The organism is Streptomyces sp. H39-S7, assembly GCF_027158205.1.
Lineage (GTDB): Bacteria > Actinomycetota > Actinomycetes > Streptomycetales > Streptomycetaceae > Actinacidiphila.
Genome location: NZ_JAPVLU010000013.1, coordinates 122889 through 144064, shown reverse-complemented (window position 1 = coordinate 144064; position 21176 = coordinate 122889). Strand labels below are relative to the sequence as shown.

19 protein-coding genes and 1 pseudogene are annotated in these 21176 nt (G+C 73.4%); 8 read left to right on the top strand and 12 right to left on the bottom strand.

The features are described 5' to 3' along the window. Positions 1–76: 76 nt before the first annotated feature. Together O3X23_RS15045 and O3X23_RS15040 are read left to right on the top strand one after the other, a co-directional pair. Entirely contained in the window at positions 77–1441 is a 1365-nt protein-coding gene (locus O3X23_RS15045; protein WP_269271863.1) for an FAD-binding oxidoreductase, read from the top strand. A 37-nt stretch (positions 1442–1478) separates the two neighbouring features. Continuing rightward, a complete protein-coding gene (locus O3X23_RS15040; RefSeq protein ID WP_269271862.1) occupies positions 1479–2267 on the top strand; it encodes a decaprenylphospho-beta-D-erythro-pentofuranosid-2-ulose 2-reductase in 789 nt (262 codons plus the stop codon). Positions 2268–2273: 6 nt separating this feature from the next. Here the strand turns inward: O3X23_RS15040 and O3X23_RS15035 are convergent, their stop codons facing one another. Further along, entirely contained in the window at positions 2274–2849 is a 576-nt protein-coding gene (locus tag O3X23_RS15035) for a 2'-5' RNA ligase family protein (RefSeq protein ID WP_269271861.1), read from the bottom strand. 184 nt (positions 2850–3033) lie between these two features. Next, the gene (gene trpS, locus O3X23_RS15030; protein ID WP_269271860.1) at positions 3034–4101 is read right to left on the bottom strand and encodes a tryptophan--tRNA ligase; all 1068 of its coding nucleotides are present in this window, start codon (positions 4099–4101) and stop codon (positions 3034–3036) included. 179 nt (positions 4102–4280) lie between these two features. Here trpS and rocD point away from each other — a divergent pair, with 179 nt between their 5' ends. Both rocD and O3X23_RS15020 read left to right on the top strand, forming a co-directional pair. Beyond that, positions 4281–5486 (top strand): ornithine--oxo-acid transaminase, encoded by a 1206-nt coding sequence (gene rocD / locus O3X23_RS15025; protein ID WP_269271859.1) that lies wholly within the window; start codon positions 4281–4283, stop codon positions 5484–5486. Between the two features lie 166 nt (positions 5487–5652). Then, positions 5653–6399 carry a hypothetical protein gene (locus O3X23_RS15020; protein ID WP_269271858.1) on the top strand — a complete coding sequence of 249 codons (747 nt, stop codon included), beginning with the start codon at positions 5653–5655 and terminating at the stop codon, positions 6397–6399. A gap of 83 nt (positions 6400–6482) precedes the next feature. Here O3X23_RS15020 and O3X23_RS15015 read toward each other — a convergent pair whose 3' ends face one another. Further along, on the bottom strand, positions 6483–6956 hold the full coding sequence (locus O3X23_RS15015; RefSeq protein ID WP_269271857.1) for a carboxymuconolactone decarboxylase family protein: 474 nt from the start codon (positions 6954–6956) through the stop codon (positions 6483–6485). A 49-nt stretch (positions 6957–7005) separates the two neighbouring features. Between O3X23_RS15015 and pdxR the strand changes: the two are divergent. After that, positions 7006–8464, top strand: a pseudogene (pdxR, locus tag O3X23_RS15010) (MocR-like pyridoxine biosynthesis transcription factor PdxR). On the opposite strand, the gene O3X23_RS15005 reads toward pdxR, so the two are convergent. The 6 genes from O3X23_RS15005 to O3X23_RS14980 all read right to left on the bottom strand — a co-directional run bounded on the left by O3X23_RS15005 (position 8465) and on the right by O3X23_RS14980 (position 14283). After that, a complete protein-coding gene (locus O3X23_RS15005) occupies positions 8465–9313 on the bottom strand; it encodes a hypothetical protein (RefSeq protein ID WP_269271856.1) in 849 nt (282 codons plus the stop codon). Between the two features lie 126 nt (positions 9314–9439). After that, positions 9440–10015 (bottom strand): hypothetical protein, encoded by a 576-nt coding sequence (locus O3X23_RS15000; RefSeq protein WP_269271855.1) that lies wholly within the window; start codon positions 10013–10015, stop codon positions 9440–9442. Further along, positions 10012–11643, bottom strand: coding sequence for a hypothetical protein (locus tag O3X23_RS14995; RefSeq protein WP_269271854.1), 1632 nt, complete (start codon positions 11641–11643; stop codon positions 10012–10014). Before O3X23_RS14995 ends, O3X23_RS15000 begins: the two co-directional genes overlap by 4 nt. A 164-nt stretch (positions 11644–11807) precedes the next feature. Further along, positions 11808–12797, bottom strand: coding sequence for a malate dehydrogenase (locus O3X23_RS14990; protein ID WP_269271853.1), 990 nt, complete (start codon positions 12795–12797; stop codon positions 11808–11810). A gap of 192 nt (positions 12798–12989) precedes the next feature. After that, positions 12990–13424, bottom strand: a complete 435-nt coding sequence (locus O3X23_RS14985; protein WP_269271852.1) for a DUF3017 domain-containing protein — start codon at positions 13422–13424, stop codon at positions 12990–12992. Continuing rightward, on the bottom strand, positions 13414–14283 hold the full coding sequence (locus tag O3X23_RS14980) for a bifunctional methylenetetrahydrofolate dehydrogenase/methenyltetrahydrofolate cyclohydrolase (protein WP_269271851.1): 870 nt from the start codon (positions 14281–14283) through the stop codon (positions 13414–13416). Before O3X23_RS14980 ends, O3X23_RS14985 begins: the two co-directional genes overlap by 11 nt. A gap of 205 nt (positions 14284–14488) precedes the next feature. Between O3X23_RS14980 and O3X23_RS14975 the strand changes: the two genes are divergently transcribed. Beyond that, a complete protein-coding gene (locus O3X23_RS14975; RefSeq protein WP_269271850.1) occupies positions 14489–15121 on the top strand; it encodes an RDD family protein in 633 nt (210 codons plus the stop codon). 52 nt (positions 15122–15173) lie between these two features. On the opposite strand, the gene purH is transcribed toward O3X23_RS14975, so the two are convergent. After that, a complete protein-coding gene (gene purH / locus O3X23_RS14970) occupies positions 15174–16736 on the bottom strand; it encodes a bifunctional phosphoribosylaminoimidazolecarboxamide formyltransferase/IMP cyclohydrolase (protein ID WP_269271849.1) in 1563 nt (520 codons plus the stop codon). Continuing rightward, positions 16733–17356 (bottom strand): phosphoribosylglycinamide formyltransferase, encoded by a 624-nt coding sequence (gene purN / locus O3X23_RS14965; protein ID WP_269271848.1) that lies wholly within the window; start codon positions 17354–17356, stop codon positions 16733–16735. Before purN ends, purH begins: the two co-directional genes overlap by 4 nt. Before the next feature lie 227 nt (positions 17357–17583). On the opposite strand from purN, the gene O3X23_RS14960 reads away from it, so the two are divergent. Beyond that, positions 17584–18315, top strand: a complete 732-nt coding sequence (locus O3X23_RS14960; protein WP_269271847.1) for a hypothetical protein — start codon at positions 17584–17586, stop codon at positions 18313–18315. 45 nt (positions 18316–18360) lie between these two features. On the opposite strand, the gene O3X23_RS14955 is transcribed toward O3X23_RS14960, so the two are convergent. Continuing rightward, complete coding sequence (locus O3X23_RS14955) at positions 18361–19842, bottom strand: cell division protein PerM (RefSeq protein WP_269271909.1); 1482 nt, start codon at positions 19840–19842, stop codon at positions 18361–18363. A gap of 158 nt (positions 19843–20000) precedes the next feature. Between O3X23_RS14955 and O3X23_RS14950 the strand changes: the two genes are divergently transcribed. Continuing rightward, positions 20001–21074, top strand: coding sequence for a sigma factor-like helix-turn-helix DNA-binding protein (locus O3X23_RS14950; RefSeq protein WP_269271846.1), 1074 nt, complete (start codon positions 20001–20003; stop codon positions 21072–21074). Positions 21075–21176: the final 102 nt, after the last annotated feature.

Sequence of the window (21176 nt, the reverse complement as noted above, 5' to 3'; positions counted from 1 at the left end):
CCCTCACTCACCCGTTCCAGTGAGAGACCTGGCATATAGGGGCAATAACCACCTTCCGGGCGATAGCGTCACACTTATGCCCGCACCCTCCGCCCTGACCACCCCCGTCTCCGGCTGGGGCCGCACCGCGCCCACCACCGCGCACGTTCTCCGACCCCGCACCTACGAGGAGGCGGCCGAGGCGATCCGGGACTGCGGGGGCCGCGGCGCCATCGCCCGCGGGCTCGGCCGGGCCTACGGCGACGCGGCGCAGAACGCCGGCGGCGCCGTCCTCGACATGACGGGCCTGGACCGGATCCACGAGATCGACGCCGTCAACGGCCTGGTGGTCTGCGACGCCGGGGTGAGCCTGCACCGGCTGATGCAGATCCTGCTGCCGCTCGGCTGGTTCGTGCCCGTCAGCCCCGGGACCCGGTACGTCACGGTCGGCGGGGCCATCGGCACGGACATCCACGGCAAGAACCACCACCTGTCCGGGTCGTTCACCCGTCACGTACGCGCCATCGAGCTGCTGACGGCGGACGGCGGCACCCGCCTCGTCACCCCCGAGGACGAACCGGAGCTGTTCTGGGCGACGGCCGGCGGCATGGGCCTGACCGGCATCGTGCTCGCCGCGACGATCCAACTGCTGCCCGTGGAGACCTCGCTGATGAGCGTCGACACCGAACGGGCCACCGATCTGGACGACCTGATGGCCCGGCTCACCGCCGACGACCACCGCTACCGCTACTCGGTCGCCTGGATCGACCTGCTCGCCCGCGGTGCGAGGACCGGCCGGGCCGTCCTGACCCGCGGCGACCACGCCCCCCTCGACGCCCTGCCGCCCCGCGCCCGCCGCGCACCGCTCGACTTCCGGCCGGGTCGGCTGCCGGGCGCCCCCGGCTTCGTACCGGAAGGGCTGCTCGGGCGCGGCAGCGTCGGGCTGTTCAACGCCCTCTGGTACCACAAGGCTCCCCGCGAACGGCGCGGCGAGCTGCAGAAGATCTCGACGTTCTTCCACCCGCTCGACGGAGTGCCGGACTGGAACCGGATCTACGGGCGCAGCGGCTTCGTCCAGTACCAGTTCGTCGTCGGCGAGGGGCGGGAGGACGCGCTGCGCCGCATCGTGAGCCGGATCAGCCGCCGCGGCGTCCCGTCGTTCCTCGCCGTCCTCAAACGCTTCGGCGAGGCCGACCCGGGGTGGCTCTCCTTCCCGAAGGCCGGCTGGACCCTCGCCCTCGACATCCCCGCGGCCCTGCCGGGCCTGGCCGGCTTCCTGGACGTCCTGGACGACGAGGTCGCCGCCGCCGACGGCCGCGTCTACCTCGCCAAGGACTCCCGGCTGCGCCCCGAACTGCTGCCCGGCATGTACCCGCGGCTCGACGCCTTCCGGCAGCTGCGCGCCGACCTCGACCCCCGCGGGGTCTTCACCTCGGACCTCGCCCGCCGCCTCGCCCTCTGAGACTCCGCCCATCCGTTCCCCCTAGGAGTTCCGCCACGTGAAAGACGCCTTCGGCGCCCCGCAGTCCCTGCTGATCCTCGGCGGCACCTCCGAGATCGCGCTCGCCACCGCCCGCCGCCTCATCGCCCGCCGCACCCGGACCGTCTACCTGGCGGGCCGCCCCTCCCCCGCACTCGACGCCGCCGCCGAGCACCTGCGGTCGCTCGGCGCGGACGCGCACGCGGTGTCCTTCGACGCGCTGGACACCGGGTCCCACGAGGAGGTGCTCGGCAAGCTTTTCTGGGGGTACGGAGGTCATTCCCCGGAACGCGGCGCCGAGGGCGACATCGACATGGTGCTGGTCGCCTTCGGCGTGCTCGGCGACCAGGCCCGCGACGAGCGGGAGCCGCTCTCAGCCGTCCAGGTCGCGCAGGTCAACTACACCGGGGCGGTCTCCGCGTCCCTGGTGTGCGCGAACGCGCTGCGGCGGCAGGGGCACGGCTCGCTGGTCGTGCTGTCGTCGGTGGCCGGCGAACGGGCCCGGCGCGGCAACTTCATCTACGGGTCGAGCAAGGCCGGCCTGGACGCGTTCGCGCAGGGCCTCGGCGACTCGCTGCACGGCTCGGGCGTGCACGTGATGGTCGTCAGGCCCGGCTTCGTCCGCACGAAGATGACGGCGGGGCTGCCGGAGGCGCCGCTGGCCACCACCCCCGAGGCGGTCGCCGAGGCCATCGAGACGGGCCTGCGGCGCCACGCGGAGATGGTGTGGGTGCCCGGCGCGCTGCGCTTCGTCATGTCGGCGCTGCGGCACGTGCCGCGCGCGCTCTTCAGGAGACTGCCGGTCTGAGAGCGATCAGCGGGGCGTCGTGGTGGCGCGGGAGCCCTGCTGCTGCGGCAGGACACCGCAGGTGTCGACGCCGAACGGATATTCGCGCATCTTGCGCCACACCCCGTCCCCGCCCTGCTCGTAGAGGGCGAACCCGGTGGCCGTCCAGCTCGCCGTGAAGTCGGCGAGCGCCGCGTAGGCCCGGTCCATCGCCTCGTCGGCGATGCCGTGGGCGACGGTCACATGCGGGTGGTACGGGAACTGCAGCTCGCGCACGACCGGGCCGGAGCGCACGTCGGCCTGCAGTTCCGTGCACTCGGCGGTGCCCTCGGCCAGGTGCACGTAGACCACCGGGGAGAGCGGGCGGAAGGTGTCCGTGCCGTCCAGCCGCATCAGGAACGGCCGGCCGGCCGACGCGACCTTCGCGAGGTGGCGGCGGAGCGCGGGGAGGCCGGCGGAGTCGATCTCGGTCGGCGGCAGCAGCGTGACGTGCGTGGGGATGGCGTAGGCCGCCGGGTCACCGAAGCCCGCGCGCGCCTCCTGGAGCAGGCGGCCGTAGGGCTCCGGGACCGCGATCGAGACTCCGATCGTGCTCGTCCCCACTGCGTTCACCCCTCTTCCCCTGATCACGGGCGCCTCGCGGGCGCTGTTCGGTCTGCTCTCAGTGTGACGCGTGCGCGGCTCGCCCCGCGAGCGTCATCGGACACACTCGGGCGGGACCTAGGACTCTGGTGACGCCCCGGCCGGTCCTCACCGGTGGGGCGCTGCGCCGGTGCTCCGGCACGTTTCAGTGCTTGGCGGGCAGGAAACCAATATGGTCATATGCGCTGGCCAGCGTCTCGGCGGCCACGGCGCGCGCCTTCTCCGCACCCTTGGCCAGGACAGCGTCCAACGTCTCGGGATCGCCCAGGTATTCCTGCGTGCGCTCCCGGAACGGTGTGACCCACTCCACAAACAGCTCAGCCAGATCCGTCTTCAGCGCACCGTAGCCCCTGCCCGCGTACTGCTGCTCCAGTTCCGGAATTCCGGTACCGGTGAGCGTGGAGTAAATGGTGAGGAGGTTGCTGACGCCCGGCTTCTCCTTCTCGTCGAAGCACACCACGGTGCCCGTGTCGGTGACCGCGCTCCTGAACTTCTTCGCCGAGACCTTCGGCTCGTCGAGGAGGTTGATCAGGCCCTTCGGCGACGACGCCGACTTGCTCATCTTCGCCGTCGGGTCCTGAAGGTCGTAGATCTTCCCGGTCTCCTTGACGATGTGCGGCGCCGGGACGGTGAAGGTCCGGCCGTACCGTCCGTTGAAGCGCTCCGCGAGGTCGCGGGTCAGCTCGACGTGCTGGCGCTGGTCCTCACCGACCGGCACGGCGTTCGCCTGGTACAGCAGGATGTCCGCGACCTGGAGGATCGGGTACGTGAACAGGCCGACGGTCGCCCGGTCCGACCCCTGCTTCGCCGACTTGTCCTTGAACTGCGTCATCCGGCCGGCCTCGCCGAAGCCGGTCAGGCAGTTCATCACCCAGCCGAGCTGCGCGTGCTCCGGCACGTGGCTCTGGATGAAGAGCGTGCAGCGGTCCGGGTCCAGGCCCGCCGCCAGCAGCTGCGCCGCCGCGAGGCGGGTGTTGGACCGCAGTTCCGCGGGGTCCTGCGGCACCGTGATGGCGTGCAGGTCCACGACCATGTAGAAGGCGTCGTGGGTCTCCTGGAGCGCCACGTACTGGCGGATCGCACCCAGGTAGTTCCCGAGGTGGAAGGAGCCTGCGGTGGGCTGGATACCGGAGAGCGCCCGCGGTGTGAGGGGCGGGGAGAAGCCCCTCGGCTGAGGGTGGTGTTGGGTGACGGGCGGGCGGTCAGTGGCCATGCCGTCATTCTCTCAGGTCCCCCGGCCCCGATCATCCCCCTCCCCGGCCCTGTTCCGGCCGCGCGGCCGGAACAGCGTATGCCGCAAGGTTTCATCGCCCCGCACCCGACCGACGATAGAAAGGGGCGTCACCCCGCCCGAGGCAACAACTCCCGACGCACCACGAACGGAGCACGTACGTGACGACCACGGACACCAGCATCGCCGCCGCAGAGGCCCACAGCGCCCACAACTACCACCCGCTGCCGGTGGTCGTCGCCACCGCGGAAGGCGCGTGGATGACGGACATCGAGGGCCGCCGGTACCTGGACATGCTGGCCGGCTACTCGGCCCTCAACTTCGGCCACGGCAACCGGCGCCTGCTCGACGCCGCCAGAGCACAGCTCGAACGGGTGACGCTGACCTCGCGCGCCTTCCACCACGACCGGTTCGCCGACTTCTGTACGCAGCTCTCCGAGCTGTGCGGCATGGAGATGGTGCTGCCGATGAACACCGGCGCCGAGGCGGTCGAGACGGCCGTCAAGACCGCCCGCAAGTGGGGGTACCGGGTCAAGGGCGTCCCGGACGGCCTCGCGAAGATCATCGTCGCCGAGAACAACTTCCACGGGCGCACCACCACGATCGTCAGCTTCTCCACGGACCCCGAGGCGCGGGCCGACTTCGGGCCCTACACGCCCGGGTTCGAGATCGTTCCGTACGGCGACCTCGCCGCACTGGAGGCGGCCGTCGACGAGCACACCGTCGCGGTCCTGCTGGAGCCGATCCAGGGCGAGGCTGGGGTGCTGGTGCCGCCGCCGGGCTACCTGGCGGGCGTGCGGGCGCTCACCCGCGAGCGGGACGTCCTGTTCATCGCCGACGAGATCCAGTCGGGGCTCGGACGGACGGGCCGCACGTTCGCGTGCGAGCACGAGGACGTCGTGCCGGACATGTACGTCCTCGGGAAGGCGCTGGGGGGCGGGGTGGTGCCGGTCTCGGCGGTGGTCTCCTCGGCCGCGGTGCTCGGCGTCCACCGGCCCGGCGAGCACGGGTCCACCTTCGGGGGGAACCCGCTGGCCTGCGCCGTCGCGCTGGAGGTCATCGCGATGCTGCGCACCGGCGAGTACCAGCAGCGCGCCGCCGAACTCGGCGACCACCTGCACCACGAACTCGGCCTCCTCACCGGTACGGGCCCCGTCGACGCCGTGCGCGGGCGCGGCCTGTGGGCCGGGATCGACATCGCGGCGGGGCACGGGACGGGGCGCGAGGTGTCGGAGCGGCTGATGGACCGGCGGGTCCTGGTGAAGGACACCCATGGGTCCACGATTCGGCTGGCGCCGCCGCTGGTGATCTCGAAGGAGGACCTGGACTGGGGGCTGGAGCAGCTGCGAGCGGTGCTCGGCGCCTGACCGGCCGGTGGTGGGGCCGGGGGTGGGGTTTCGAAACCCCACCCCTGCGGACCCGTCCCCCTCACGTCCTGTCGCCGTCGGTGGATCTAGGGTCGGCGGATGGTCGTAGGCTTCGGTGTTTCAGGCGGTGGCGGCCCGGGCTGCCACGCCGGGGAGCGGGTCCGGGGTGGATGCCCGGCTGCTGGCGCGGGCGCTGCGGGAGTGGCGGTACCTGGTGGGGCTGGGGCTCGACGCGGCGGGGTTCGCGCTCGAACTCGTGGCGCTGCGGGTGCTGCCGATCTACGCCGTCGGCGCCGCGCTGGCGGCGAGTCTGGCCGTCACGGCGGTCGCCGCCTCGCGGATGCTCGGCGTGCGGCTGGGAGGCGCCGAGTGGGGCGCGGTGGCCGCCGTGTGCGGCGGGCTGGGGATGCTGGGGCTCGCGTCCGGGCGGGAGGGCGACGGGGTCGGGAGCACCGCGCTGCGGTGGGCCGTGCTGGCCACCGCGTTCGCGGTGCTCGGGCTCGGCGTGCTCGCCGGGCGGCTGCCGGACCGGGCGCGGGCCGCCGCGCTGGGGTTCGGCGCGGGGATCGGGTTCGGGGTCGTCGAGGTCGCGGTGCGACTGGTCGACGACCTGTCGCCGAGCGCCGTGCTCGCCAATCCGGCGGCCTACGCGCTGCTCGTCGGCGGCGGCGCCGCCTTCCTGCTGCTGACCTCGGCCCTGCAGCGCGGCTCGGTGACCGCCGCCACCGCCGGGATGGTGATCGGCGAGACCGTCGGGCCGGCCCTGGTCGGGGTGGTCGCGCTCGGCGACCGCACCCGGCCGGGCCTGGCACCGCTGGCCATCGCCGGCTTCGCCCTGGCGGTCCTCGGCGCGCTGGCGCTGGCCCGCTTCGGCGAGGGCGGCGCGCCGCCGGAGGACGGCCGCGCCGCGTAGGTCAGGCGCGATCCACGCCCGGGCGTGCCCGGACGCCTGCCGCGCGCGGTACGGCGAGCGCGCGAGCGTCCGCCGGTGGGTGCTCAGCGCGCGGCAGGCGAGAGACGGCAGGTGACGCCCACGCGGTTCCACGCGTTGATGGTGATGATCATGGCGATCAGCCGGGCCAGCTCGTTCTCGCCGAACTGGCGGGCGGCCTCGTCGAAGACATCGTCCGGGACGCCGTGTTCACCGAGGCGGGTGGCGGACTCGGCGAGGGCCAGGGCCGCGCGCTCGCGGGCGGTGAAGAAGGGCGTCTCGCGCCAGACCCCGACGCCGTAGAGCTTCTGCTCGGACAGGCCGAGCTTCCGCGCGTCGCGCGCGTGCATGTCCAGGCAGAAGGCGCAGCTGTTGAGCTGGGAGGCGCGGATCTTGACCAGCTCGGCCACCATCGGGTCGAGACCGTGGGCGGCGGCCTTGTTCAGTGCCACGATCGCCTCGTAGACGTCGGGCGCGACCTTCATCAGGTCGATGCGCTGGGCGGGAGCGGGAACGGGGGTCTGGTCGGTCGTCGTCATGCCCCCACGCTAGGCGGACAGTGGCCCCGCCGTATGGTCCACTTGAGAGATGAACGACTGGGCCACTTCCGGTGTCGACCTCCATCTGGACCTGGCCGCGGGCGCCGGCGCGCGGGTCGGTCTGGAGCGGGCGCTGCGGGGCGCGGTACGGGACGGGCGGCTCGCGGCGGGCACCCGGCTGCCGTCGTCGCGGGCTCTGGCCAAGGATCTGGGGCTGGCCCGCAACACCGTCGCCGACGCGTACGGCCAGCTGGTCGCGGAGGGCTGGCTGGCCGCCCGGCAGGGCTCCGGCACCCAGGTGGCGGGCAGTCCGGCGCCGCCCCGCCCGTCCCGCCGCCGGGCCGCACCCGAGCGGACGGGGCTGCTGCTGGGGAATCCGGCCGCCGACGGCTACGCCTACGACCTGCGGCCCGGCACCTCCGACCTGTCGGCGTTCCCCCGGGCCGCCTGGCTCGCGGCGGCCCGCCGCGCCATGGCCGCCGCCCCCAACGACGCCTTCGGCTACTCGGACCCGCGCGGGCGCCCCGAGCTGCGGGAGGCGCTCGCCGCGTACCTGGCGCGGGTGCGCGGGGTACGGGCCGATCCCGGGCTGATGCTGGTCTGCTCGGGGTTCGTGCAGGGGACCGGGCTGCTGGCCCGCGCGCTGCGCGCCCGCGGCGCGCGCCGTATCGGCGTCGAGGCGCTCGGCTTCCCCGACACCCGCCGGATCCTGCGCACGGCGGGCCTCACCACCGTCGAGCTGCCCGTGGACGGCGACGGCGCCCGGCTCGACGGGCTGGGGCCGCCCCACCGCCCCGCGGCGGACGCGGTACTGCTCACGCCCGCGCACCAGTTCCCGACCGGCGCGCCGCTCTCGTCCGAGCGGCGCCCCGCGCCCCACGGCCGTGGTCGAGTGGGCGCGCGCCACCGGCGGGACCGTCATCGAGGACGACTACGACGGCGAGTTCCGCTACGACCGCCAGCCGGTCGGCGCGCTGCAGGGGCTCGCCCCCGGCCAGGTCGTCTACGCCGGGACCGCCAGCAAGAGCCTGGCGCCCGGCATACGGCTCGCCTGGCTCGTCCTGCCGCCGGCGCTCCTCGACGCGGTGGTGGAGGAGAAGCGGTCCGCCGACCGTCACTCCCCCGTCATGGACCAGCTCACGCTCGCCGAGCTGATCCGCTCGGGCGCCTACGACCGCCACGTTCGGCGGATGCGGCTGCACTACCGCAGGCGCCGCGACCGGCTGGTCGCGGCGCTCGCCGCGCACGCCCCCCGCGTGCGGGTGTCGGGCATCGCGGCCGGGCTGCACGCCGTGCTCGAACTGCCGCCCGGCTCGCCCGCGATGGGCGACCTCGTCGCCCGCGCGAACCGTGCGGGCCTCGCACTGGCGGGGCTCGAGGCCTACAACGGCCCGGCGGACGGCCCCGGCGCCCTGGTCGTCGGCTTCGGCTCCCCACCGGAGCACGCCTTCACCGGCGCCCTCGACGCGCTGTGCGCGCTGCTGGCGGAGCCGGGCCCCTCCCGCTGATCAGCCGCTGCGGCAGTGGCCGGTGGTGCAGAACGACGACAGCAGGTTGCGGAAGACCTCCTGGTGCGCGCCCCAGTTGCCGTCCGGGCCCGCCACCAGCAGCGCGTACTGGACGGCGCTGGGGTCGGTGAAGGCCTGGACGACGACGTGCCGGACGGTGCCGTCGGTGCGGAGGTAGCGGTATTCGAGTTCGGCCGGGTCACCGGCTCCCGAACCGAGCTGCTGCAGGCGGATCCGCTGGTAGCCGGGGTTCTTCGACACCGTCGCCTCCGTCGCCTCCAGGGACTCGTACGGCGTCGTCTCGGGGCCCCGCAGCGCGAACACCTGGATCAGGCTGGCGCCGTCCACCGTCTTGTAGAAGACGCTGTCGCCCTCCGTGCTGCGCTGCTGCATGCTCTGCGGAACGTCCAGGGTGAAGCCGGCCGGGTCGGACGTCCGGACGTAGCCGGACGGCGCCGTGCTCTGCCCGTCGCTGCTCGGGCTGTCCGAGCTGCTCGGGCTGTCGGACGTCGAGTCGCCGGCCGACGGCGTCGACGTGGCCGTGTCGGTGGTGCTGTCGGTCGAGGACTGCTCGGAGGGCGACGAACTCGACGTGGTGACGGTGCCGTTGCCCTTGTCGTGGCGCAGCAGCGCCCAGCCGCCGAATCCGAGCCCGGCCGCCAGCACCACGGACGCGACGACGGCCGTCAGCACGGCCGCGCGCGACCAGCCCCGCGGCCGTTCGGGTGGCAGACCCGGCGGCGGGCCCGGTGGCGGGCCGAACGCGGGTCCGTAGGACGGTTCGTACCGGGTCGCGTCGTGCGTCACCTCGTTCGTCGTCGGCTGGTGGGCCGGCGGTGGTGGATACACCGGGGGCTCGTAGGGCTCCCCCGACGGGTACCCGGGGGGCTCGTACGGTTCCTGCGGTGGCTGCCCGCTCTGGGGGCCCCGCACCCATTGCTGCCGGTCAGCGTCCCAATGGCTCATGTCGCCCCCTCATCCGAGCAGTTGGGCGATGGCCTGGACGACGGCGAGGGCCGAGGCCAGTCCGCCGGCCGCGGTACTGCCGCCGACCAGCAGCGCCCGCAGCCGCTCCAGGCGGCCGCGCTCGGCCCGTCCGGTCCTGTCGAGTTCGCCCGAGACGCCCGCGAGCTCCCCCTCGACCTCGTCGAGGCGGTCGCCCTCCGTCCGCGCCAGCAGCGGCAGTTGCGCGCGCAGCAGCCTGACGGCCGTCATCAGTTCGGGGGACGCGGAGATCAACTGATGTGACGCGTCAACCGCACGGGAATCCCGCCCCGCCGCGACCGCGCCGCCCGACATCGTCCCGACGCTGATCCCGCCCGCGCCGGGCGGCGCCACGGTCGGCACGGCCACGGGACCGTCGTCCGGCGGTGGTGTGCCGATCCGCTCGGAGCGGTCCTCGGCCGAGGCCTGGTAGCCGCTGGCCGCCGCCCCGCCCGACATCCGCCCGATCGATATCCCGCCGCCCGCGTCCGGCGCGGCGTTCCGCTCCGTCCGCGGTGACTCGTCGTCCTCGTCGGTGGCCCCGTGCCCGCCCCGGTCCTTCGTCATTTCTGGTCTCCCCCTGTGGTGTGCCGTGCCTGTGCCCCGCTGCCGGCGGCGACCGCGCCACCGCTCATCGAGCCGATGTAGAAGCCGCCCTCCGCGACCTGCACGATCTGCTGCTCGAAGCTGTCCGTCTCGTACCCCTGGCTGCTCAGCGCGTCCCGCACCCCGCTCGCGATCCGGTCCTGGATCGTCTTCACGTAGCGGCTGATGTCCATCTCCTGGAAGAGCGAGATCTCCCGCGAACTGCCCATCTCCCGCACCGAGGTCGCGGGCCCGTCCGGCAGCGCGCGCTGCGGGTCGGCCAGCCAGGTCCTGAACACGGTCAGGAGCGTTCGGATGCTGGAGACCGCGGCGGCGAAGCCGGCGGTCGGACCGGCCAGCAGGGCGCGCACGCCGTCGCGGAACACGTCCTCGGAGCCGCGTCCCGCGATCACGTCGACCGCCCGGTACTCCGGGCGGATCGGGCTCAGGATGTGCGGCACGACCTCCAGCACGAGCATCCCGCCCTGCGTGTGCACCCGGACCAGCACGGAGACCACGACCTGCTCATCCCACGCGCCCACCCGGATCCGCAGGAAGTGGCGCCGGGCCTCGCCGCCCTCGTCGACCGAGTCGGCCAGGTGCTGCATGACGGTGTTCCGGTCGTAGGAGACCTCGCCGCGCGGCACCCCGACCGGCAGGTAGACGAACTCCTCGATCTCCAGGTCCTTGAGCCGGTCCCTGCTGGTCTCGGCCGCCGACTGGCGCAGCGCCTCCAGCCGGGGCCGGATCAGCTCGATGACCGCGCGGCTGGTGAGCTGGGCCTCGCCCGGAGCCGCCGTCTTGCGCCGCTTCAGTTCCAGCGCGAACGACCAGGGCTCGTACGGGGTCCCGGCGCCGATGAAGGGCCGGAAGGGGTCGTAGATCGTGAGCCCGGCGTGCTGTTCGCGCTCTATGGCGGCCTCGATGCGCCGGTAGGCGTACCCGCTGGACAGTTGGGCCCGGGGCAGGACGGCGAACCGCGGCCGGGCGAGCTCGTTGCGCATCACGCCCGAGACGTGGGCGCGGTGCATCCAGATCGGCACCACGAGCAGCAACGGGAAGACCACCGCGGGCCAGTCGGCCGCGCCGAAGAAGAAGAAGACCACCAGGGCGGCGATCCAGTAGACCGCCAGCAGCAGCCGGGGCCCGAGGGGCAGCAGCTTGGTGAGCCGTCCGCGGCGCCCCAGCATGGTCCTGCGCAAGGTGGCGCGGTCCAGGGTGTAGACCGCGGTGCCCCGGCCGGAGGCGGCCCGCGACGACCACAGCGCCATGCAGAGCACCGCGTAGCTCAGCGACCACACCATCGGCACGCCCGGCACCGGGCCGCCGGCGGTCAGGTCGACGGCGAGGAACACCGCCCAGACGAAGAGCAGCAGCAGCGACGTCTGTACTTCCTGGCTGCGGGCGCGCAGCGCGTACGCCAGGACCGGGACGGCGTCGACGCCCAGCGACGGCGCGATCGGCCGTTCCTCGTGCTGGACCAGCTGCTCGATGACCTGGCCGCGGAATTCGGCGTCGAGATAGACACCCGCGCACAGCAAGCGGGTGGCCTCCGTGCGCGAGTCACGGTGCACCGGAACGGACATACGTCCCCCGATCGTCGAACTCATGCGTGAACAGCACGAGTTGAACGTAATCCGGAGTTCCCAGGATAAACGACTCGCGCGCCCCCCGAACGCTTCCCGCGCCATATTCCTGTGCAATGCAACAACCCGCCGCCGATCCCTTGCGGGGACCGGCGACGGGCCGTCGTGCCGTGCGGGGGGCGCGGGTCTCAGATGAGGCCGAGGGCGCGCACCGCGTCGCGCTCCTCCTCGAGCTCCTTCACGGAAGCGTCGATGCGGGCGCGGGAGAACTCGTTGATCTCCAGGCCCTGGACGATCTCGAAGGCGCCGCCCTTGGTGGTGACCGGGAAGGACGAGATCAGACCGGCCGGAACGCCGTAGGAACCGTCGGAGACGATGCCCATCGAGGTCCAGTCGCCGGCCGCGGTGCCGTTGACCCAGGTGTGCACGTGGTCGATCGCGGCGTTCGCGGCCGAGGCGGCCGAGGAGGCGCCACGGGCCTCGATGATCGCGGCGCCGCGCTTGGCGACGGTCGGGATGAAGGTGTCGGCGAGCCACTGCTCGTCGTTGACGACCTCGGCGGCGTTCTTGCCGGCGACCTCGGCGTGGAAGATGTCCGGGTACTGGGTCGCCGAGTGGTTGCCCCAGATCGTCAGGCGCTTGATGTCGGAGACCGTGGTGCCGGTCTTCTTCGCCAGCTGCGACAGCGCCCGGTTGTGGTCCAGGCGGGTCATCGCGGTGAAGCGCTCGGCCGGTACGTCCGGGGCCGCGGCCTGCGCGATGAGCGCGTTGGTGTTGGCCGGGTTGCCGACGACGAGGACCTTGATGTCGTCCGCGGCGTTGTCGTTGATCGCCTTGCCCTGCGGCTTGAAGATGCCGCCGTTGGCGGAGAGCAGGTCACCGCGCTCCATACCGGCGGTGCGCGGACGGGCGCCGACGAGCAGGGCGACGTTCGCACCGGCGAAGGCGGCGTTCGGGTCGTCGGTGATCTCGATGCCGCGCAGCAGCGGGAACGCGCAGTCGTCGAGCTCCATGGCGGTGCCCTCAGCGGCCTTGAGACCCTGCGGGATCTCCAGGAGGCGGAGGTTCACCGGCACGTCCGAGCCGAGCAGATGGCCCGACGCGATGCGGAAGAGCAGCGCGTAGCCGATCTGGCCCGCCGCTCCGGTGACGGTGACGTTGACGGGGGTGCGAGTCATTGCCTTCTCCTGGCCTTTTCCTGCGGGAAATCTGGCCGCCCCGGCAGCGTCCCTAGCCCCGGAACGTGGGTCTCTCGGCATCAAGAGACCCGCCGCCAGGCTATCGCGCCGCGGCGCGACAGATGACCCGCCACCGTGTGGCCCCGGTCACCGCCGCCCCGGATCCGGGGCGGCCGGCGGACGGCCGCCAGGTCAGCGCACCGAGAAGCGGATGATGTCCTCCAGGAACGGGACGTCCAGGATCGGGTCCGGCTGCGCCATCAGCGCCAGCAGCACGATGGCGGTACCGAGCACCAGATACGTGATGACGTCGGTGAACCGGCTGCGCACGGCCAGCATCCCGACCGACGGCAGCGTGAACCGCATCGCCGCGCCCACGAGCAGCGCCGCCCCGACGAGCACCGCGCCCGCCCGGAAGTGGTCGGCCGCGGTCAGCACCAGGCCGAGGGCGACCCCGCCGAGCACCACCAGGATCGGCCACTGCCGGGCCGGGGCCGAAGCGTCCCGGCCCGCCGCGCGGCCGCCGCCCTCGGGGCGGGCGGTCGTACGCGTCCACAGGGCGTAGCGGTGCTGGCGGCCGGTGGCCGCCCCACCCGCCGCCTCGTCGGGCTCCGGCTCAGCCGGCATGGCCAGCAGCGGCGGCACGCTCGGCGGCCTCGACGACGTTGGCCAGCAGCAGCGCGCGGGTCATCGGGCCGACCCCGCCGGGGTTCGGGGAGATCCAGGCGGCGACGTCGGCCACGCCCGGGTCGACATCGCCGACGATCTTGCCCTCGCCGTCACGGCTGACGCCGACGTCCAGCACGGCCGCGCCGGGCTTGACGTCCTCCGGCTTGACCAGGTGCGCCACGCCGGCCGCCGCCACGATGACGTCCGCCTGGCGCAGCAGCGCGCCGAGGTCGCGGGTGCCGGTGTGGCACAGCGTCACGGTGGCGTTCTCGCTGCGGCGGGTCAGCAGCAGGCCGATCGAGCGGCCCACGGTGATGCCGCGACCGACGACGACCACGTGCGCGCCGTTGAGCTCCACCTTGTGGTGGCGCAGCAGCTGGATGATGCCGTTCGGGGTGCAGGGCAGCGGGCCGGTCTCGTTGAGCACGAGGCGGCCCAGGCTCATCGGGTGCAGGCCGTCGGCGTCCTTGTCCGGGTCCATCAGCTCCAGGACCCGGTTGGTGTCGATGCCCTTGGGCAGCGGGAGCTGGACGATGTAGCCGGTGCACTCCGGGTTCGCGTTCAGCTCCCGGACGACTGCCTCGATCTCCTCCTGGGTCGCGGTGTCGGGCAGTTCGCGCTGGATCGAGCCGATGCCGACCTGCGCACAGTCGCGGTGCTTGCCCGCGACGTACCACTTGCTGCCCGGATCCTCCCCGACCAGCAGGGTGCCGAGGCCGGGCACGATGCCCCGGGCCTTGAGCGACGCCACGCGGGACGTGAGATCGGACTTGATCGCGGCTGCGGTGGCCTTGCCATCGAGAATCTGGGCGGTCATGGCCCCCATCTTTCCGGATGGGGGGTCCCACCGACGAATCCGGGGCGCCGATCGCCATCGGCCCGCGTCCGGGGCCGCGCCATGAGGCGCGCCGACGCCGTGACCGTTCCGCCGCCACCGCGCGCCTTGCGCTGCCGCCACCGCGACCAGGACGATGTGCCCCTGCGTCCCCACGCTCCACGTCCCCGCTCGGAGGAAACCGCACGTGAGCTATCCGCCCGGCCCCAACAACCCTTATGACCAGCAGCAGCAGCCGCACCAGCCCCCGCAGGGGTACGGCTACCCGCAGCAGCCGCCGGCCTTTCCGCAGCAGAACCAGGGCCAGTACGGGTACCCGCAGGGCGGGCTGCCGCCGGGAATGCCGCCCCTGGCGAGTTGGGGCGCGCGCCTCGGCGCGACGCTCCTGGACTTCCTGATCGTCGGCCTGGTGCCGACCGTCCTGCTCATCGTCGGCTACGTCAAGTTCCTCAAGGTGTTCGTCGACGCCGTCGAGGCGTGCGACGCGGCCAACACCGACACCTGCCCCGTCCCTCCCATGCCGGGCAGCTCCCTCGCCCTGATCGCCATCGGCGGCCTGCTGAGCCTCGCGGGCACCCTGTGGCTCTGCTACCGGGAGGGCTCCACGGGCCAGACCCCCGGCAAGAAGATCGCCGGCATCCACCTGCTGCGCGAGGCCGACGGCCAGGTGCTGGGCTTCGGGATGGCGTTCGTCCGCCGGCTGTGCCACGCCCTCGACGGGATGGCCTGCTACATCGGCTACCTGTGGCCGCTGTGGGACGAGAAGAACCAGACCTTCGCCGACAAGATCATGCACACCGTCGTGGTGAAGCGCCCGTAAAGCGGCAGCGGCCCGCACCCCGTCGGGGGTGCGGGCCGCGTTCGGCTCCGGGTCAGTGGAAGAAGTGCCGGGTCCCGGTGAGGTACATCGTCACGCCGGCCTTCTTCGCCGCCTCGACGACCAGCTCGTCACGGACCGAACCGCCCGGCTGGACCACGGCCTTGACGCCCGCCGCCAGCAGGATCTCCAGCCCGTCGGGGAAGGGGAAGAAGGCGTCGGAGGCCGCGTACGAACCCCGCGCCCGCTCCTCGCCCGCCCGCTCCACGGCGAGCTTCGCCGAGTCCACCCGGTTGACCTGCCCCATGCCGACGCCGACGCTGGCGCCGCCCTTGGCGAGCAGGATCGCGTTGGACTTCACGGCGCGGCAGGCGCGCCAGGCGAAGGCCAGGTCCGCCAGCTCGTCGGCGTCCAGCGGCTCGCCGGTCGCCAGCGTCCAGTCGGCCGGCTCGTCGCCCTGGGCCTGCAGCAGGTCCTTGACCTGGACCAGCGCCCCGCCCTCGATGGGCCGGAGTTCGCCGGTACCGCTCGGCGCGTCCGCGCAGCGCAGCACCCGGATGTTCTTCTTGCGGGCCAGCACCTCGACGGCGCCGTCCTCGTACGCGGGCGCCACGATGACCTCGGTGAAGATCTCCGCCACCTGCTCGGCGAGCTCCACGCTCACCGGGCGGTTGACCGCGATCACCCCGCCGAACGCCGACAGCGGGTCGCAGGCGTGCGCCTTGCGGTGCGCCTCCGCGACATCGGCGCCGACCGCGATCCCGCACGGGTTGGCGTGCTTGATGATCGCGACACACGGCTCGGCGTGGTCGAACGCGGCCCGGCGCGCCGCCTCGGTGTCCGTGTAGTTGTTGTACGACATCTCCTTGCCGTGCAGCTGCTCGGCGCCCGCCAGACCCCTGCCGCTGCCGTCGCTGTAGAGCGCGGCGGCCTGGTGCGGGTTCTCTCCGTAGCGCAGCACGTGCTGCCGGGTCAGTGAAACGCCCGTGAAGTCCGGGAAGGGGCTCTCGTCCGCCGCGTACCCCTCGGCGAACCAGGTCGCCACCGCCAGGTCGTACGAGGCGGTGTGCTGGAACGCCTCGGCGGCGAGCCGCTTGCGCTGCGCGAGGTCGAACCCGCCGTCCTTGACGGCCGCGAGCAGGTCCGCGTACTGCCCGGGGCTGGTGAGGACCGCGACCGAGGGGTGGTTCTTGGCGGCGGCGCGGACCATCGACGGGCCGCCGATGTCGATCTGCTCCACGCACTCGTCGGGCGACGCGCCCGAGGCGACCGTCTCCTTGAACGGGTACAGGTTCACGACCACCAGTTCGAACGGCTCGATGCCGAGTTCGGCCAGTTGCCGCTGGTGGTCCTCGAGACGCAGGTCCGCGAGGATCCCGGCGTGCAGCTTGGGGTGCAGGGTCTTGACCCGGCCGTCCAGGCACTCCGGGAAGCCGGTGACGTCCTGGACCGGCGTGACGGGCACCCCGGCGGCGGCGATGCGCGCGGCGGTCGAACCGGTCGAGACCAGCTCGACGCCCGCCTCGTGCAGTCCGCGCGCCAGCTCCTCCAGCCCGGTCTTGTCGTACACACTCACCAGCGCGCGGCGGATCGGCCGCTTCGTACCTTCGGCGCTCATGCCGGAATCGTTACCTTTCGTCCCTCAATGCGATACCCGTCGCGAGCCAGCCGCCCCACGACGTCGACGAGCAGCCCTCGCTCGACTTCCTTGATGCGCTCATGGAGCGCGTCCTCCGTGTCATCCGGCCCGATGGCCACCACCCCCTGGGCGATGATCGGGCCGGTATCGACGCCGTCGTCGACGAAGTGCACGGTGCAGCCCGTCACCTTCGCGCCGTACGCGAGCGCGTCCCTGACGCCGTGGGCGCCCGGGAAGCTCGGCAGCAGCGCGGGATGCGTATTGACGAACCGTCCCCCGAACCGCGCGAGGAACTCCTTCCCCACGATCTTCATGAAGCCGGCCGAGACCACCAGGTCCGGCCGGTGCTCCGCCGTCGCCTCCGCGAGCGCGAGGTCCCATCCCGCCCGGTCGGCGTAGTCCTTCACCCTGACCACGAAAACCGGCAGCCCGGCCCGCTCCGCGCGCTCCAGACCCGCGATCCCGTCCCGGTCCGCACCGACCGCGACGATCCGCGCCCCGTAAGCGGGATCGCTCGCGATGACATCGAGCAGCGCCTGCAGGTTCGTCCCCGAACCGGAGACGAGGACGACTAGACGAGCCGGGGTGTGCGCAGCCACTGGCGGGGCTCTCTCTCGAGACCGTGCGGATTTGGAGGATCGTACGAGCAATCGGCTTCCCAGGATTCAGGGAACCCTACGAGGCCGCCGACCGTCAGCAACGATACCGGCACGCGAAGGTCCCCCCACGGGACGGGGGAGCGCGCGGAAGGTAGCGTCTTCCGCAGGAACGGCTATCGCGCGCCCGGCGCGTGACGCAAACGACATGAGGAGTCGACGGCAAGGGGATGGCGCAACCAACCATGAGCAGCGGACAGATCACCATCGCGCTGCGTGCGCCCGAGGGCGAACAGCAGGACAACCCGTTCGCCCCGCCGCCCGAAGGCGCCCCCGAACAGCCCTGGCAGCCGCGGCGGCCCGAAGGCACGTCCGAGGACGGCGAGGACACCCCGCCGCCCCCGCCGCCGCCGGGCTGGGGCGGCCAGTGGAGCAACCACCAGCCCGGCCGCCAGGACGGCTTCGGCAACCGCCCCAGCGGCCCCGACAGCCCGCCGCCGCCCAGCGGCCCGCGCTTCGACCCGACCGACCCCGCCCAGCGCCGCTCCCGCTACGCGCTGGTCTGCGGTGGCTGGGGGCTGATCTTCTCCCTCTTCCGCTGGACCGAGATCGCCCTCCTGCTGGGCGCCCTCGCCCTCTACTGGGGCATCAGCGCCCTGCGCATGAAGCCGGAGGACCGCGCCGCGGCCCGCGCCGAAGCGGCAGCGGCCCTCGCCGAGTCCGGCGCCAACCGCCCCGCCCCTTCCGCCCCCGCCTCCCGGCGCTCCTTCGCGGCGGCGGCCTGGAGCGGCATCATCACGAGCGCGGTGACCCTGGCGATCGTCGCCGCCACCTTCGCCTTCCAGTTCGTCTACGACGACTACGTCACGTGCAAGCGGGACGCGCTGACGACTCCGTCGAGCGAGGCCTGCATCGACCTGCTCCCGAAGCCGCTGCGCACGTTCATGGGGAACGACGGATAGGACGCGAAGGGGCCGGGCCGCCACGCGGACCCGGCCCCCGGCCCGTCAGTCCACCGACGGCGGAACCACCGGCACCGGCGCGGCCTCCGGCTTCGACCGGAACCACCGCCACGGCCACCGCCACCGCGGCCGACCCCACCGCCACCGGAAGACACGCCGTACCTTCTCCCAGCGTTCCCGCCAGGACACCGGCTCGGCCGGAATCCGCACGTGCCACCACCGCACCCCCACCGCCCCCGCCACCCCCACAAGAGCCGTCCACCCCAGCGCCGCGGCCCCCGCCGCCCACCACGCCGGCCCGAAGTCGGCGAGTGCGCCCGAGCCCATCGGGCCGGCCGACCAGGCGGCGAGAAGCCCGGTGGCGGCCCCGCACCCGACCGCGGCGAGGGCGGCGACCCGCGCGGTCCGGGCGGGACGCCAGGAACCGGCCGCGGCGCCGCGGCCCACGAGCACCGCGGCACAGGCCCCGGCCAGCACGGGCAGCAGAAGCACCGCCCACTGAAGCGGCGCCCCGCCGGGCGCCGGGAGCGCGGCCAGCAGCGGGAAGTTCGGCAGCACGTCGGGTGAGGGCCCGGGGGGCCGGAAGGGCCCGTAGGTCCCCAGTCCGACGGGGGCCACGCTCCCCGCGCCGACCGCGAACCCCGGCCCGAGCGCGTACGAAGCGCCCCACACGGCCATGTTCGGCACCAGCGCGAGAGCGACCAGCAGCACCGCGCACTGCCCCGACACCGATGCGCTGAGCTGCGCGAACGAGTGTCCGACCAATCGTTCGTGCCACACGAGCGACGCCCCGCCGAGCACCGCCCCGCCCCCGACGAGCACGGCGGTGGAGGCCGCGGCGGCACGCAGGGCGACCAGCGGGCCGCCGTCCGGAAGGGACAGCCGGCGCGGCAGCGCGAAAGCATCGAGCCGACGGCGTACCGCCCAGGGAAGCCGCGGAATCCGGGGAAGCACGGCCGCGGGCCGCCCGCACCCGGACCACGCCCCCGCCCCGGCCGCCAGAACCGCGACGACCGGCAGATGGAGCAGGGCGCTGACCGGATCGCTGCGCACCTGCCCGTACGAGGTGTAGAGCACGACGCCGACGCCGATCACCAGGTATCCGGTGACGAGCCACCCCACGGCGACAGCCGCGTCCCGAGGCGCCACGGCGGGCGCGTCCTCGCCGTCGCCCTCGCCCTCGGCGGGAGCAACCGCGTCCCCCGCGGCCCGGTACAGCAGCCACGCGGGCAGCAGGGTGAGCAGCAGCGGTGTGAGCCCGATCGGCGCGGGCACCCCGGACAGCGTGTCGGTCCGCACGAGGGCGGCACCGTGGGCCAGCAGCCACAGGTCGGCGGCGAGGCACAGGGCCCCGTCGAGCCCGTTGTCCGGGAACGGCGAGGTGATCCACAGGGTGATGACGACGACGGCAAGGGCGCCGAGCCCGAGACCGGCCGCCACCACTCCGCCGCTGAACGCGGCGGCCGCCGCGGATGCGCGGCGGGCGTCCGCGGCACGTTCGGGCAGAGCGGGTTGACGGTCTGTCATTTGGGTCACGTCGACCCATGGTGCCAAGAACACACCGAATTGACGGGGTAGCGAGCAAACACACGTCGTGTCGCGCAATATGACGGTATGCGTCTTTTCACACAATCATGCAGTCGGGGGTTCATGGGCGGTCGAGGCGACTGCGTGAGGTCGAGCACGTGACGCCGCGGAAAGCGGCGAAGAAGTCCTCACCCGCCAAGAGGGCCGGGACGACGAAACCCGCGCCCGGGAAGAGCTCCTCGGCGACCCTCGTCGCCCCCGACCCGGCGCCCCCGAGGGAGCCGCGACCAGCACAGCCCATGACCGCCCCGACCACACTGACGACGCTGCGGACCCTGACCGCACGGAGCGTGGCCTCATTGCCCGAGGCCGCGTTCGACAGCCTGTACACGCACAGTGTGAGCGGCCTCGTGCGGCAGGTGGAGCTGCTCACCGGGAATCCCGGCTTCGCCTGGCGCGCGGTGCGCCGCGCGTTCGACCTCGCGTGGCAGCGGTGGCCGGAGGTCGCGGCGGATCCCGATCCGGTCGGCTGGGTGCGGGCGACGGCGTACGAGTACGCCCTCGCGCCGTGGCACCAGTGGGTGCCGGGGCACCGGACGCGTCCACGGGCCGCCGCGCGGGCGTCCCTCGGCTCCGAACGGGACAGGGCGCTGCGGGAGGCGGTGCTGCGGCTGCCGCGTGCTCAGCGGCAGGCCGTCGTGCTCTACGACGGGTTGGGGCTCGATCTGCCCGTGGCCGCCGCCGAGAGCGAGGCGAGCACGGTCACGATGGCCGGCCGGATCACCCGGGCGCGGGGCGCGCTGAGCACGGCCGTCCCGGAACTGGGCGACCAGGCCCCGGCACGGCTGTACGACATCCTCTCCACGGATCCGACGGATCCACCGGACCCCGAGGGCGCCGCGGATCCCGCGGCCACCACGGACGCCAAGGACTCCAGGAACCCCCGGACGGCGAAGGATCCGGCCGCCCCCCGCGAGCTCCCCGCGGCCCGGATGCGCGACGCGAGCGAACGCAACGTGCACCGCCGGACGCTGGCCGCGGTGGCGCTGACCGCGGTGATCGCCGGGGCGGTGGGAGCCGCGCTGGTCGTCACGTACGACCGCGTCGGCGAACTGCCGCACGACGCGCGGCCGACGCAGGTGACCGCGTCGCCCACCGCCGCCCCGCGGCAGGGCGTACCGAAGCCCGTCCGGCCGGGTCACCCCGCGCCGGCGCCGGCCCGGTTGCCCTGAGCGAGCCGCGCCACGCGCCACGAACAGACGCGGGCCCGCCCCCCGGAGGGGACGGGCCCGCGTCGTCACACGTGACGGCCTGGCGGCCGTCGGACGGCGAAC